General features: G+C 62.4%; 14 protein-coding genes and 1 pseudogene. 8 read left to right on the forward strand and 7 right to left on the reverse strand.

Translation table 11 applies throughout. The features are described 5' to 3' along the window. The first annotated feature begins 189 nt into the window (after positions 1 to 189). The 3 genes from QN345_RS10110 to QN345_RS10120 all read left to right on the forward strand — a co-directional run bounded on the left by QN345_RS10110 (position 190) and on the right by QN345_RS10120 (position 2,035). Positions 190 to 678, forward strand: coding sequence for a hypothetical protein (locus tag QN345_RS10110; RefSeq protein ID WP_322188011.1), 489 nt, complete (start codon positions 190 to 192; stop codon positions 676 to 678). Positions 679 to 740: 62 nt separating this feature from the next. Next, on the forward strand, positions 741 to 1,376 hold the full coding sequence (locus tag QN345_RS10115) for a hypothetical protein (protein ID WP_322137465.1): 636 nt from the start codon (positions 741 to 743) through the stop codon (positions 1,374 to 1,376). 374 nt (positions 1,377 to 1,750) lie between these two features. Further along, on the forward strand, positions 1,751 to 2,035 hold the full coding sequence (locus QN345_RS10120) for a hypothetical protein (RefSeq protein ID WP_322137463.1): 285 nt from the start codon (positions 1,751 to 1,753) through the stop codon (positions 2,033 to 2,035). Positions 2,036 to 2,167: 132 nt separating this feature from the next. Here QN345_RS10120 and QN345_RS10125 read toward each other — a convergent pair whose 3' ends face one another. The 4 genes from QN345_RS10125 to QN345_RS10140 all read right to left on the reverse strand — a co-directional run bounded on the left by QN345_RS10125 (position 2,168) and on the right by QN345_RS10140 (position 3,298). Next, on the reverse strand, positions 2,168 to 2,305 hold the full coding sequence (locus tag QN345_RS10125) for a hypothetical protein (protein WP_322137462.1): 138 nt from the start codon (positions 2,303 to 2,305) through the stop codon (positions 2,168 to 2,170). Between the two features lie 101 nt (positions 2,306 to 2,406). Next, positions 2,407 to 2,748: a hypothetical protein gene (locus QN345_RS10130; protein WP_322137461.1), complete on the reverse strand. Its 342-nt coding sequence runs from the start codon at positions 2,746 to 2,748 to the stop codon at positions 2,407 to 2,409. Next, on the reverse strand, positions 2,748 to 3,017 hold the full coding sequence (locus tag QN345_RS10135) for a hypothetical protein (protein ID WP_322137460.1): 270 nt from the start codon (positions 3,015 to 3,017) through the stop codon (positions 2,748 to 2,750). The genes QN345_RS10130 and QN345_RS10135 overlap by 1 nt, the downstream gene beginning before the upstream one ends. Further along, positions 3,014 to 3,298: a hypothetical protein gene (locus QN345_RS10140; protein ID WP_322137459.1), complete on the reverse strand. Its 285-nt coding sequence runs from the start codon at positions 3,296 to 3,298 to the stop codon at positions 3,014 to 3,016. Before QN345_RS10140 ends, QN345_RS10135 begins: the two co-directional genes overlap by 4 nt. Positions 3,299 to 3,429: 131 nt before the next feature. Between QN345_RS10140 and QN345_RS10145 the strand changes: the two genes are divergently transcribed. The 3 genes from QN345_RS10145 to QN345_RS10155 are packed head-to-tail and all read left to right on the forward strand — an operon-like array spanning position 3,430 to position 5,569. Further along, a complete protein-coding gene (locus QN345_RS10145; protein ID WP_322137458.1) occupies positions 3,430 to 3,639 on the forward strand; it encodes a tyrosine-type recombinase/integrase in 210 nt (69 codons plus the stop codon). Beyond that, on the forward strand, positions 3,636 to 4,580 hold the full coding sequence (locus QN345_RS10150; RefSeq protein ID WP_322188009.1) for a tyrosine-type recombinase/integrase: 945 nt from the start codon (positions 3,636 to 3,638) through the stop codon (positions 4,578 to 4,580). Before QN345_RS10145 ends, QN345_RS10150 begins: the two co-directional genes overlap by 4 nt. Next, positions 4,577 to 5,569: a tyrosine-type recombinase/integrase gene (locus QN345_RS10155; RefSeq protein ID WP_322188007.1), complete on the forward strand. Its 993-nt coding sequence runs from the start codon at positions 4,577 to 4,579 to the stop codon at positions 5,567 to 5,569. The genes QN345_RS10150 and QN345_RS10155 overlap by 4 nt, the downstream gene beginning before the upstream one ends. Positions 5,570 to 5,676: 107 nt before the next feature. Here the strand turns inward: QN345_RS10155 and QN345_RS10160 are convergent, their stop codons facing one another. Further along, on the reverse strand, positions 5,677 to 6,627 hold the full coding sequence (locus QN345_RS10160) for an IS1595 family transposase (RefSeq protein WP_322137454.1): 951 nt from the start codon (positions 6,625 to 6,627) through the stop codon (positions 5,677 to 5,679). 62 nt (positions 6,628 to 6,689) lie between these two features. Here QN345_RS10160 and QN345_RS10165 point away from each other — a divergent pair. Beyond that, positions 6,690 to 7,307: pseudogene (locus QN345_RS10165) on the forward strand (transposase); the annotation flags it as partial. Between the two features lie 219 nt (positions 7,308 to 7,526). Here QN345_RS10165 and QN345_RS10170 read toward each other — a convergent pair. Together QN345_RS10170 and QN345_RS10175 are read right to left on the reverse strand one after the other, a co-directional pair. After that, a complete protein-coding gene (locus QN345_RS10170) occupies positions 7,527 to 8,444 on the reverse strand; it encodes a hypothetical protein (protein WP_323508618.1) in 918 nt (305 codons plus the stop codon). Positions 8,445 to 8,854: 410 nt separating this feature from the next. Beyond that, positions 8,855 to 9,544, reverse strand: coding sequence for an IS256 family transposase (locus QN345_RS10175; protein WP_416172946.1), 690 nt, complete (start codon positions 9,542 to 9,544; stop codon positions 8,855 to 8,857). Positions 9,545 to 9,917: 373 nt separating this feature from the next. Between QN345_RS10175 and QN345_RS10180 the strand changes: the two genes are divergently transcribed. Beyond that, positions 9,918 to 11,117: a glycosyltransferase gene (locus tag QN345_RS10180; protein WP_323508619.1), complete on the forward strand. Its 1,200-nt coding sequence runs from the start codon at positions 9,918 to 9,920 to the stop codon at positions 11,115 to 11,117. Positions 11,118 to 11,156: the final 39 nt, after the last annotated feature.

Consider the following 11,156-nt stretch of genomic DNA (forward strand, 5'->3'; position numbering starts at 1 on the left):
GTCCGGGCCGCTACCACTTAGGCAGAAGAGCGCTACCGGGTTATCAGAACAGCGCTACCCGATGAGGCGACGCGCCAGAAGCTGCGCAAGAACGCGCAGGAGCAGGAAGACGCGAGCCGCAGCGACGGGCCCAGTTCAGGGTCGAGCCGAGCCGCATTCCCCATCGGTGGTATCTCGGATTTGAGGACGATGTGGGCGACCGCTGGCCGCATCCCGGAGGACATCCTGAGGAGTTTCTTCGCTTCGAATGCCAATAGGAGCGTTCAAGATCTCATCGATGCGATTCGGGAAGGCGAAGTTCCGGGTCGAATCAAACCGTGGGACCTGCTGGCCTCAATAGGTGCGGTACGGGATATTCCTGGACTCAGTGTCCTATCGAATTTCATGGATGTTGCGCATGACGTCGACAAGATTCAGAACGGGACGTTTGATGGCTATGACGCTGCCGATTGGATTTCCAAAGGACTCAAGGCCAATGGGGATCCTGTTTCCCGGCTGTTGGGGGCCAACGTCAAAGTTTGGTCCGAGGTCTGGCGCGAAGGAAGCAAGGCTGATTTCTCGCAGGCAACGATTGACAACAACGCAAACTTTGCCGCGACCAATCCGGGCGCCGTGATCGAGGAAATCGGTAAGGCCACCTTCCAAGTCGGGTCAAAGCTGGTCGGCTGGCTGCTGTAGTCAGCTTGCACTTTAGTAGTCCTGAGCTCGCCTATTCTGCACGACCCATTGAGGGGAAATTCATGACCATAGTACTGACCGACGACGAGTTGGTTGCCGTTGCCGTTGAGCAGAGGTCCGAATGGTTGGGCAATCTACCGACCGTTTCGGCTTCGGACGCCGCAGACTTGTTGAAAGCCTCCGCGCGAGGCTACCGTTCCCTTGCCGTTCGCAGCCTGCTCAGCGCTAATAGTCCCGGTGACTCTCGTCTCGCGCCCGAGTTGCTTGTCGCAGTCGGTTCTGCAGTTGGACAACGGCCACTGCTGTACGTCTATATCGCAGATGCGTCTGACCCACTGACTGTGACGGGTTCCTCTATCGCGGTCTTCTCTCCCGCAACCAAATCCTCGGATACCGTGACAGTGGTCGTCACTCTGGCCAGTGGAATCAATGAGATCGACATTCTCAAAAAGTCGTTGGCAGCGAGCTCAGCTCGCGCCTTCATCAACCAAATCTATCTGGAAGGGTTCGGTCCGGCCAGAGACTCTGACGCGCTCGAAGCGGTAGCCCTGGTGTTGGGGACCGACGGTACAGACGTCTTGCGCGTCACTCACGGCGTGGTTAGACAGGGCGCTCTCGTGAGTGGGGAGTCGGAAGCAGTGATCGCGAACGAGCGGCAGCTTGACGAATTCCCGTCAGCGCTCTTCACGATTCTGTGATGTCAGCGGGTCGAAAGCGCAGATTTCCGACTGACCGGAGCTGAGCACGTACTGGAGTTCGTACGACACCCTTTTGCTCGTCACGGGGATACTGACCGCATCGATTGGGCTGCTTCCGGTGACGGGCATTCCGACGCGAACGCGGGTCCTGGCCATGGCGATCGGGGCTGCCGTGATCGTGCTGTCGATCATTACCGGGAACATGCAGTCGTTGACGTATCCGAGCCAGGTGTCGTTCGGCCCGGTTATTCCAGTTATGGGCGCTGTGCGAGTGTTGTTCGTTGCGCACAAGGCACGGAGGACATCCGAGCAGGAATCTTTGGCCGCGCTGGACCGGGACGAGTCGGGGCAGGAGAGGACGCTCGTCGAGCAGAATGCACCGCTCCCGGTACCCTGCCGGCAAGTTACTTCCGGCGCTTCCTGCGGCCCTTCCGCAGCTGATGGAGCCGGTTCCCGCACCAATTCTCGAGCTGACTCCGGCCGAGCTCGCCGCTGACCGGGCCACCTCGGCTGGTGACCTCGCCGACCTGGCGTATCTCCACCCCGGGCCGCTCCCCGCGATCGCCGCGAACCCGTCGGCGTACCCGGAACTGCGGGAGTGGATCGCCGCGGCCGGCGACCGACCCGCGCCGGGCGGCCCGACGTGCTCGGTGGGCTGAGCTGCATAGCTTTTTCTGTGACGGCGAAATCTCGGCGCGACTACATTCATTTCTCGATGTCCCTGCCGTTCTGCCCGCTTCATTCTCGCGCCATTCTCATGGCGTTCGGTAGGTGCTCTGCAACGTGGGACTCTAGCCTTCCGGCTTACCATCCAACCCGAGCTGCGGCTCGGTGTAAAACCACGGCTCTTTGCCGGTCATCTCTGCGGCCGTGGCCCACGCCTCATCTGCTCGCAGGTGGGCCGGATTACTGCCCGCGTCGATGTCCACGGGCCGTACGCTGCGCCTCAGAAGCCGTATTCGTGGTGACCTCCAGAGCAGCGCCGAACTTAGCGGTTCCGGCTCGCGGCCCGTCGCGTCGCTCATATCGGTCAGGCTACCCGCCATTCTGGCCGGATCTCCGGCATCGGCTCCGCATCTATCCAGAGGACAGGTGCCGAGGTCTCGCCACCGGCACCGATCATGTCGTCCGGGTCGCGCCAGGTCCACCAACCCCGTAGCCCCTTACTGAGCTCGAAGCGGCCGACGTGCTGCATCCTCCCGTCGGTGATGAGGTGCGGGCCGGCGCTACCCCTGGCGACACCGCGTCCGAGCCTGATCGATCCGTTCTGGTAGAGCCGGACGACGACTATCTCGGCGTCCGTTACGGCGGTGTAAGAAAATCCGCGCGGACTGTCGAGCCCGATTCTCAAAGGGCCAAGGCCGTCGTCCATCACGGCAGCGGCTCGAACGGCGGACCGGGCAGCTGCTCGACCGAGAGGACGATGCCTCCGGTGAAGTGGACGGCACGGCCGTCATCGTCGAAATCTATCAATGCCGGCGAGCCTGCTTCCAGCCGGACGCCTGCGCATGGTGCGTATGGGAGCCCCTCGGCAGCCGAAGCCATGGCGCGGCCGGTCACTAGGTGCCGCGCGTAGAGAATCACTTCTCGGGTCGTCGTGATTTTGAAGAGTGAGAGCTTGGTCAGGTCGTGTGTTGTCATGCGGAGTACATGCGCGGGATGCTCGGCGGCTCGAATTCCAGGGGGTTAAGTTCTACGACGTCAAGGACAAGGCCGCCGATGAAGGCCTTACCGCCGAGCCATCTGAGCTGGGCAGGCTCGCCCAATTCAAAGCTGATTGCACAGCAGTACAAGTAGGGGGCACCCTCGCCAATCGAGGCGGCGGACTTCGCCGTCGCCTTAAACCTGAGAAAGAGTATGACTTCGCTGGAAGTAGTGATTTTGAAGGCCGAGAATTCCCTGGAGTCTTGGGTCGTTTGCATGCCGAGTACATGCGCGGTACACCTGCCGTGCAGGCCTAAAAAGGCACGATCGCGATCTCGAACCATGCGGGCTGCTGCGCGCCGATCACTCAGTCCCTGAGCACACGGCGCGCATCGGCCAGGGTTAACACGTGGCTCTCGCGGATGAGAAGCCGTTCGGGCCCCACCGGTTGCGCCATGGCCTGGCCGAGGCGATGGTCGCCGCCGAAGTCCCGTTGGCCGGCATCGGGCAGGTGCTGCGCCATGAGGATCCGGCGACAACTGCGAACTACGCCCGCGTCGACGTGGTGCGGTTGCGACAACTGGCCCAACCCTGGCCGGCCGGGGGCGAACTCTCATGACCTGGTCGGAGGACGTCGATGACTACATCCGCCTGCGCCGTCAGCTCGGGGCCCATTTGCACTGGCCCGAGCACCTGCTGCACCAGTTCGCCACCCACCTGACGAACGCCCACATCACAGCAATCACCATCGCTGACGCGATCGCTTTCTCCAGCGGCCTGCCTGCCGGGGAGACGACTCCGCCGGCGACGCGGGCATCCACGCGGATGACCGCGGTCCGCGGCTTCGCCGACTACATGCACGCGCTGGATCCGATCCATCAGGTCCCGCCCCGCGGGATCTTCTCAGATCCCCTTCATCGCACAAGTCCCTACATCTATTGCCCTCTCGAGATCACCGCGGTGATCCATGCCGCAGCGGCGCTGGTGGGCGGCCGCCGCGCCCGGACCTACCCGGTGCTGTTCGCCTTGCTGGCCGCGACCGGAATGCGCGTCGGAGAGGCTATCGGGCTCGATCAGGCTGCAGTGGACCTCGACGCCGGGGAGCTGGTGATCAGCCGCGGAAAGGGTGATCCGCGACTGGTCCCGCTGCACCCCACCACAACCGCAGCGCTGGGGGGCTACGCGCACTGGCGCGACGACCAACACCACGACAATGCTCGGACGCGATCCGTCGCGTTCTTCACCGACCCGGCAGGTGAGCGGCTGAAATACGCGGCTGTTCTTGATAACTGGGTCCAGGCGTCCACGGCGTCGGGGCTGCGCACCCCAACACAACACCCCCGGATGCATGACCTGCGTCACACGTTCGCGGTCAACACTTTGTTGGGCTGGTACCGCGACGGCGTCGATGTTGCCGCGAAGATGCCTGCCCTGTCCATTTACCTCGGCCACTCCAAGCCCGCCGACACTTATTGGTATATCAGCGCCGTCCCCGAGCTACTCGCCTACGCCGCCACCCGGCTGGAGAACGCGACCGACCGGCAGCAGGGGCAATCATGACGTCCCTCGCGCCGCTGTTGCAGGTGTTCTTCACCGACCGGCTCCTCACCCAACGCCAATCCAGCAGCAACACGATCGCCTCCTACCGCGACACCATCACCTTGCTACTCGGCTATGTCTGCGCCCGGACCGGCAAGGGGCCTTCCGATATCGACATCGGCGACCTCGACGCCGACACCATCACCGGATTCCTCCACCACCTGGAAGAGGTCCGCGGAAACAGCGTTCGCACCCGCAACACCCGCCTGGCCGCGATTCACTCTCTTTTCGCCTACGCCGCACTGCGCCACCACGAACATGCCGAAGTCATCCAACGCGTCCTGGCGATCCCGGCCGCACGCCAACGCCGCACCGTTGTCACCTGGCTGGAGCCCGCCGAAGCCAACGCGCTACTGAAGGCCTGCAACCGGCACACCCGCACCGGCCAGCGCGACCACGCTCTATTCACCCTGGCGATCCAAACGGGACTGCGCGTCAGCGAACTCCTCGGCCTCACCATCGCCGACATCCAGACCGGGGCCGGAGCCCACGTCCACTGCCTCGGGAAAGGCCGCAAAGAACGCCGAACCCCGCTGCTTCCCGCCACCGTCAATGTCCTAAAACGATGGATCACCGAACACGGCGGCCCTCCCAGCGCACCGCTGTTCACCAGCAGCACCGGACGAGGCCTCAGCCGCGACGCGCTCGAACACCGAATCCACCACAGCATCACCGTCGCAGCCGCATCCTGCCCCTCGTTGATCGGCAAACACGTCAGCATGCACACACTGCGGCACACCGCCGCAATGCGACTACTCCACGCCGGGGTCGACACCAGCGTCATCGCCCTCTGGCTCGGCCACGAACAAATCGTGACCACGAACATCTACCTCCACGCCGACATGACCCTGAAAGAGGCCGCGATCGCCAAAGTCACCCCGCTCACCGTCCCCGCGGCCGGACGATACAAGCCCACCGACACCGTCCTGGCATTCCTCAAAGCACTGTGATTATGCCGACCTTTTCAGCCCGGCTCCCGCCTGGAAGCTGGGATCGGAGACCAACATCGGCATAATCACAATGTCGGCATAACACGACTAGTGCGTATCCGCTTAGCTCAGCTTCGCTTGGCTGCTGCCGGGCCTTCGGCCACGATCTCAGCCCTGGTAGACGGCGGATGGTGGCTGCTGAGACCAAGGAGGGTTTGAAAAGCGGCCATCGGTGTGCGTCGTCGGTTGTATCGGAAGATGAACTCGTCGAGGTAGACCTGAAGATGCTCGGCGCTCACGCCGCGGTGTGTGCCGCGGAGCCAAGACTTGAAGTTCGAGATCGCCCGGTGCGCCCGCGGCAAGACCGGGTCGGTGTCGCCGTCACGCTTGGCCTTAGCCTGGCTGCGCCGGCGGTGCACGTAGCCCATACTCGTCAGTTTCGCGTAGCCTTGCCACCCGTCAGTATGCACGATCGCTCCCGCCTCGACGGTCCGTTCGATGAATCCGGACAACGTTGCCGCGGTCGCGTCGTCGATCAGCTCGATCCGTATGCGACCTGAACCGGTGCCGCGCACCTCCACTGCGATGATCCCGGTGGAGGCCTTCGCGACCCCGCTGCGCCCGCCGCTCCTGCCCTTCTCCACACCGCCGATCTCGAACTCATCGACTTCGACCTCGCCCGAGAGCAAACCCCGATCAGGGGCAACCATTGCGCGGCGCAGCTTGTGCAGCATTGTCCAGGCCGTGTCGTAGCGGGTCAGCGCGAGTTGACGTTGCAACTGCCTCGCTGACATTCCTGGCGTGCCGGTAGCCACCAAGTACGCCGCCCAAAACCACAACCGCAGCGACAACCGGGTCTTGTGCATCACGGTCCCGGCCGTCACCGAGACCTGATACCGGCATTGGACGCACTGCCACAGCCGTCGGGTGGCGATCGGATACGCGTCGCGGCCACCGCAACGGGGGCACGTGAACCCCTCCGGCCATCGACTCTCAAAGAGATAGTCCAGGCACGCCTGCTCATCCACGAACCACTCCTGGAAGGCCAGAATCGACCGTGGAAAATCAGGTTTGGACACACTTCACACTAGCTGAGCTAAGCGGATACGCACTACACGACTTATGCCGATGTCGGCATAACACGTGGGACATCACGAAGTTGGCGGGCCCGATCAAGAGCAAGTACTTCAACTGCTACGTGATGATCGATATCTTCTCCCGCTACATCGTCGGCGCGAAGGTCCACCCGGCCGAGTCCGCCATCCTGGCCGCGGAAATGATGACGGAAACCTTCGGCATCCACGGCACCCCGCAGGTCGTCCACGCCGACCGGGGCACGTCGATGACGAGCAAGACCGTCGCCGCGTTGTTGTCGGATCTGGAGGTCACCAAGTCGCACTCCAGGCCCCGGGTCAGCAACGACAACCCGTACTCGGAGTCGTGGTTCAAAACGCTGAAGTTCGCACCCGTGTTCCCGGAACGCTTCGCGAGCCTCGGCGACGCCCGCCGCTTCATGGACACTTTCGTCGAGGGTTACAACCACACCCACCATCACACCGGCATCGGCCTGAACACGCCCGCTGACGTCCACTACGGCCTCGCAGCAGGCAAAGCCGCCGAGAGGTCCGCGACCCTGGCTGAAGCCCGGGCCAGGAACCCGGAACGCTTCAGCACCAGCGTCGATCCCAAGATCCCTAACGCGGCCTGGATCAACAAGCCTGCCGAAGCACAAGAAGACGAGACGAAACTAGCCGCCTAACTCACGCTGGCCCCATTAAACTTGACAAATTCCGTATCGGCGGAAATAGGCTCGAGGTTCCGCTCACCTGCGCCAGAGTCCGCCGCCAACGAGGACCTCACGGTTTCCTCCGAGCGGGCGAGATTCGATAGATACGCTGAAACAGCGAAATCTTCTGCAAAATGTCAGCGGGCACCACAACTGGAGGTCGTGGTGCCCGCTGATCACGTGGTGCGTTTGTTAGTTGTTGTCTGTGTTGTCTGTGTTGTCTGTGTTGTCTGTGTTGTCTGTGTTGTCTGTGTGCTCGGTGTTGTTCGACATGATCAGTAGTCCCTTAGGCTGGATGGCGGCGAGGGCCTTGATCGGGTTCAAGGTTCCATCGGTCAGGTTGAGGGTCGCGAGGTAGGCGGGTCCGGCATCGGGCGTGACTGACGAGATGGCCTGCCCGGCGGAGAACGGTCCAGTGACGGCGTCAATAGTGTTGTGGGTCGGGTCGGTGATCCAAAGCGTCTGCTCGGGCCGGCCCGCGAAGACGGTGTCGTCCATCGGCTGCGCCACTGAAAGAACGTGAAGCGTGGCTGAGGGTTCTGCGCGGGAGGCGAAGACGAGTTGCTGGTCGCCCTGGGCGGTGAGCATGAAGTCACCGCCGAACCGAGACGCTGTGCGGGGGACCATGGTGTTTGAATCGGGATCCGTCAGGGCCAAGTTCACGCTGTGGCCTGCGTTGGCACCATTGGCTGCGGTCGCTAGGGCGTTGTCGGCGAACAGCGGGGTGAGGGTTGCTGTCGTGCCGTCAAGGTCCACGAAGTACAGGGCCGGACCGGTCGCGTTGGTGGGCGCCGAAGCGGAGATGACGATCCGGCCGTGGACGAGAGAGATCGCGTCGGTGCCACCGCCATGGGTGAGGCCCGCGTAGTCATAGGTCTTCACCGCGTGCTCGTCATCGGGGGACAGGGTGCTGAAGTGGGAGTTGCCGTCTTCATTGGTGGTGATCAGCAGGCGGTGATGAGCGTTGTCGGCGGTGAGGCCATCCACTTTGCCGGTGACCTGCCACGACGTGCCCGGGCGACCGTCCAACCCGTATTCCTGGATTGTGCTGGAGGTGACTCCGCTCGGGGACGCTTCCCCGAGCGAGCCGACCCCGTTCTGAAAAGCCACGAACACATGATCGCCCAAACGGGAGATGTCATCTGGTTTGGACTCGGCTCCGACGGCGGCAAAGGAATACACCGTGTAGCCCGTTGGCGGGGTGGAGTCCCGGTGTTCCACAGCTGAGGCCGGAAGTGCTGAAGCTCCCAGAGCACCAATTGTCACCGCCACACCCAGGATTGCGAACGATGTGCGCTTGAACTGAACAAATGCGTGACGCAAGAGATCCATCCTTTGATCGTCGATATGGTTCCGATCGAACGATACGGATCTCGCAAGGCATACCCCTAATAAGGGGGACAACGGTGGGGAAAGCTGAGATGAACCTCAGGTGAACGAACCCTTTCATAAGTCCCCGGGAACAGCGATTCGGAGATGCAGCCATGCGTCGACGTCGACGCTCGTTGAAAAGTAGGCCGTTAGCGAAACTGGCCTACTTTTCGAAGAGCGCTGACACCAGGCGTCGCTGCAGTCGGCTGCTCGCGCGACACGCGGCGCCTGACCTGCAAGCCCAGGATCTCGCGGTGGCCGTCCTTGTTCACGCCCGTCGCGAGGAGCGCGTGGACGTTGGCGACACGGCCGCCCTCGCGCACCTTCAGCACCAGGGCGTCGGCGGCGACGAACATGTAGGGGCCGGCGTCGAGGGGCCTCGTGCGGAACTGCTCGACCTGCTCGTCGAGGTCTTTGGCCATGATCGATACCTGCGATTTGGAGAGGCGGGTGATGCCGAGGGACTCGACGAGTTTCTCCATCCGCCTGGTCGAGACTCCGAGGAGGTAGCAGGTCGCCACGACGCTGGTCAGGGCGGCCTCGGCGCGGCGGCGGCACTTGAGGAGCCAGTCCGGGAAGTAGGTCCCGGTGCGCAGCTTCGGGATCGCGACGTCGAGGGTGCCGGTGCGGGTGTCGAAGTCCCGGTGCCGGTAGCCGTTACGGGAGTTGGTCCGGTCGGCGGAGATCTGGCCATACTCGGCGCCGCAGACGGCTTCGGCCTCGGCGCTCATCAGCGCGTTGATCAACGTGGTCAGCATCTGCCGCATCAGGTCCGGCGAGGCTTGCTCGAGTTGTTCGGACAGAAAACGGGCAGTGTCAATAAAATGGGGTGCGGTCATCGCGTGTACTCCTGGTGACGTCCCCCACGCGTGAACCTTGCCATGGCCGGTGGCGACCAGTTCGGGATCGCGCGGCCGGGTGCCGGGGCGGGCGCCGTGCCAAATTTCGTCCTCGGGTGACAACCCGGCGGATCTTCTCTCTCTTCACACCGCGGGGGTGTGTGGTTAACCACATTGCTCTCAGTCGTGCCTAGTGACCGTTTGGTCACACGGATATGGTCTCGATGCCGGTGCCGACGACACCGCCAGTTTTGCTCGGGCGCGCTGCAAATGGACTCTGCACGAGCGTGAACGATTTTGTGGGAACGAAGACGTTGTGCCGCTTTCCGTGCTTGTGCCCTCGCCCGGCGATCGCTAGCAAAGGACCACACTCTTGTATTTTGAACTGGTTGCAGCGCCGGATGCCCGTGCTGGTTTTGATTGGTCGGTCGTCAGTGGTGTTGTGGCCGTTGTCAGGCCGTATTTTCCTTTGGCCGTGGCGGGAACGATTGTGTGGGGCCTGTGGTTGTTCCGGTTTGTGTTGTCGCACCGGGTGGGGCCCATTGTCACGGGTTTTCGGGCGTCGACGTCGGTCGTGGTCCCCTCGTTTCACGAGGATGTTGAGATTTTGATGAGTTGTCTGGATTCCTGGAGGGCCCAAGACCCGGGGGAGATCATCATTGTTTTGGATGTGGTCGATCTGGAGGCGTTCGAACGTATCGAGGATTTGGCTGATCCCCGACTGATCCCTGTGCTGTTCCACCATGCGGGTAAGAGGTCTGCGCTGGGGTGCGGTATTCGTTTGGCTCGTTTCGACATTCTCGTGTTGACGGATTCGGACACGTGGTGGGGTGACGGGTTGTTGGAGAACGTGCAAATGCCTTTTGACGACCCGCTGGTCGGTGCGGTTGGCACGCGCCAGAACGTGTATCAGCGTGAGTCGAGCGTGTGGCGGAGGATCGCTGACTGGATGGTGAACTTGCGCTATCTCGACTACGTTCCGGCGATGGGTAAGGCTGGGGCGGTGCCCTGTGTGTCTGGCCGCACCGCCGTGTATCGTCGGGCGGCGGTCCTGCCCGTTCTCGAGCACTTGGAGGATGAGTTCTTCTTCGGCCGGCGGTGCGTGTCCGGAGATGACGGGCGCCTGACATGGCTGGTTCTCGCTTCAGGATATAAAACGGTTCATCAGTCCTCCGCCCGGGCGGTGTCGATGTTTCCCTCGAGTTTCCGTGCTTTCGTGAAGCAACGAGTGCGGTGGAGCCGCAACTCCTACCGCTGCTACTTGACGGCGGCATTCAGAGGATGGCTGTGGCATGTCCCCTTCATCACCAAGGTGACCGTGCTGCAAATCCTGGTCACGCCGATAACGATGGGGCTCAGCTTGTACTATCTGCTCTTCCAGCGCCTGGAATTCACTGCCTGGGGCGTCGCGGGAACTCTGTCGTGGCTTCTTTTAGGTCGCGGAATTCGAGGGATATCCAACCTTCGCGAGAATCCCAGAGACATTTGGCTACTGCCGTTGTACGCATTCGCGGTGATTCTGGTGGCGCTGCCGATCGGGACTGCCCCGAGTTCAGTTGACTCGTTGGGTTAGTGGTTTCAGGCGGCGTTGAGGGCCATGTTTATTGTCTCA

This window comes from Cryobacterium sp. 10I1, from assembly GCF_035019805.1.
In the GTDB taxonomy this organism is placed as follows: Bacteria; Actinomycetota; Actinomycetes; order Actinomycetales; family Microbacteriaceae; genus Cryobacterium; species Cryobacterium glucosi.

What these genes read in the sequence shown, in the direction of transcription:
- QN345_RS10130 (WP_322137461.1), bottom strand. Translation starts at nt 2,748, where the DNA reads ATGGACGACGGCCTTGGCCCTTTGAGAATCGGGCTCGACAGTCCGCGC.
- QN345_RS10115 (WP_322137465.1), top strand. Translation starts at nt 741, where the DNA reads ATGACCATAGTACTGACCGACGACGAGTTGGTTGCCGTTGCCGTTGAG.
- QN345_RS10135 (WP_322137460.1), bottom strand. Translation starts at nt 3,017, where the DNA reads ATGACAACACACGACCTGACCAAGCTCTCACTCTTCAAAATCACGACG.
- QN345_RS10150 (WP_322188009.1), top strand. Translation starts at nt 3,636, where the DNA reads ATGACCTGGTCGGAGGACGTCGATGACTACATCCGCCTGCGCCGTCAG.
- QN345_RS10175 (WP_416172946.1), bottom strand. Translation starts at nt 9,544, where the DNA reads ATGACCGCACCCCATTTTATTGACACTGCCCGTTTTCTGTCCGAACAA.
- QN345_RS10140 (WP_322137459.1), bottom strand. Translation starts at nt 3,298, where the DNA reads ATGCAAACGACCCAAGACTCCAGGGAATTCTCGGCCTTCAAAATCACT.
- QN345_RS10110 (WP_322188011.1), top strand. Translation starts at nt 190, where the DNA reads ATGTGGGCGACCGCTGGCCGCATCCCGGAGGACATCCTGAGGAGTTTC.
- QN345_RS10155 (WP_322188007.1), top strand. Translation starts at nt 4,577, where the DNA reads ATGACGTCCCTCGCGCCGCTGTTGCAGGTGTTCTTCACCGACCGGCTC.
- QN345_RS10120 (WP_322137463.1), top strand. Translation starts at nt 1,751, where the DNA reads ATGCACCGCTCCCGGTACCCTGCCGGCAAGTTACTTCCGGCGCTTCCT.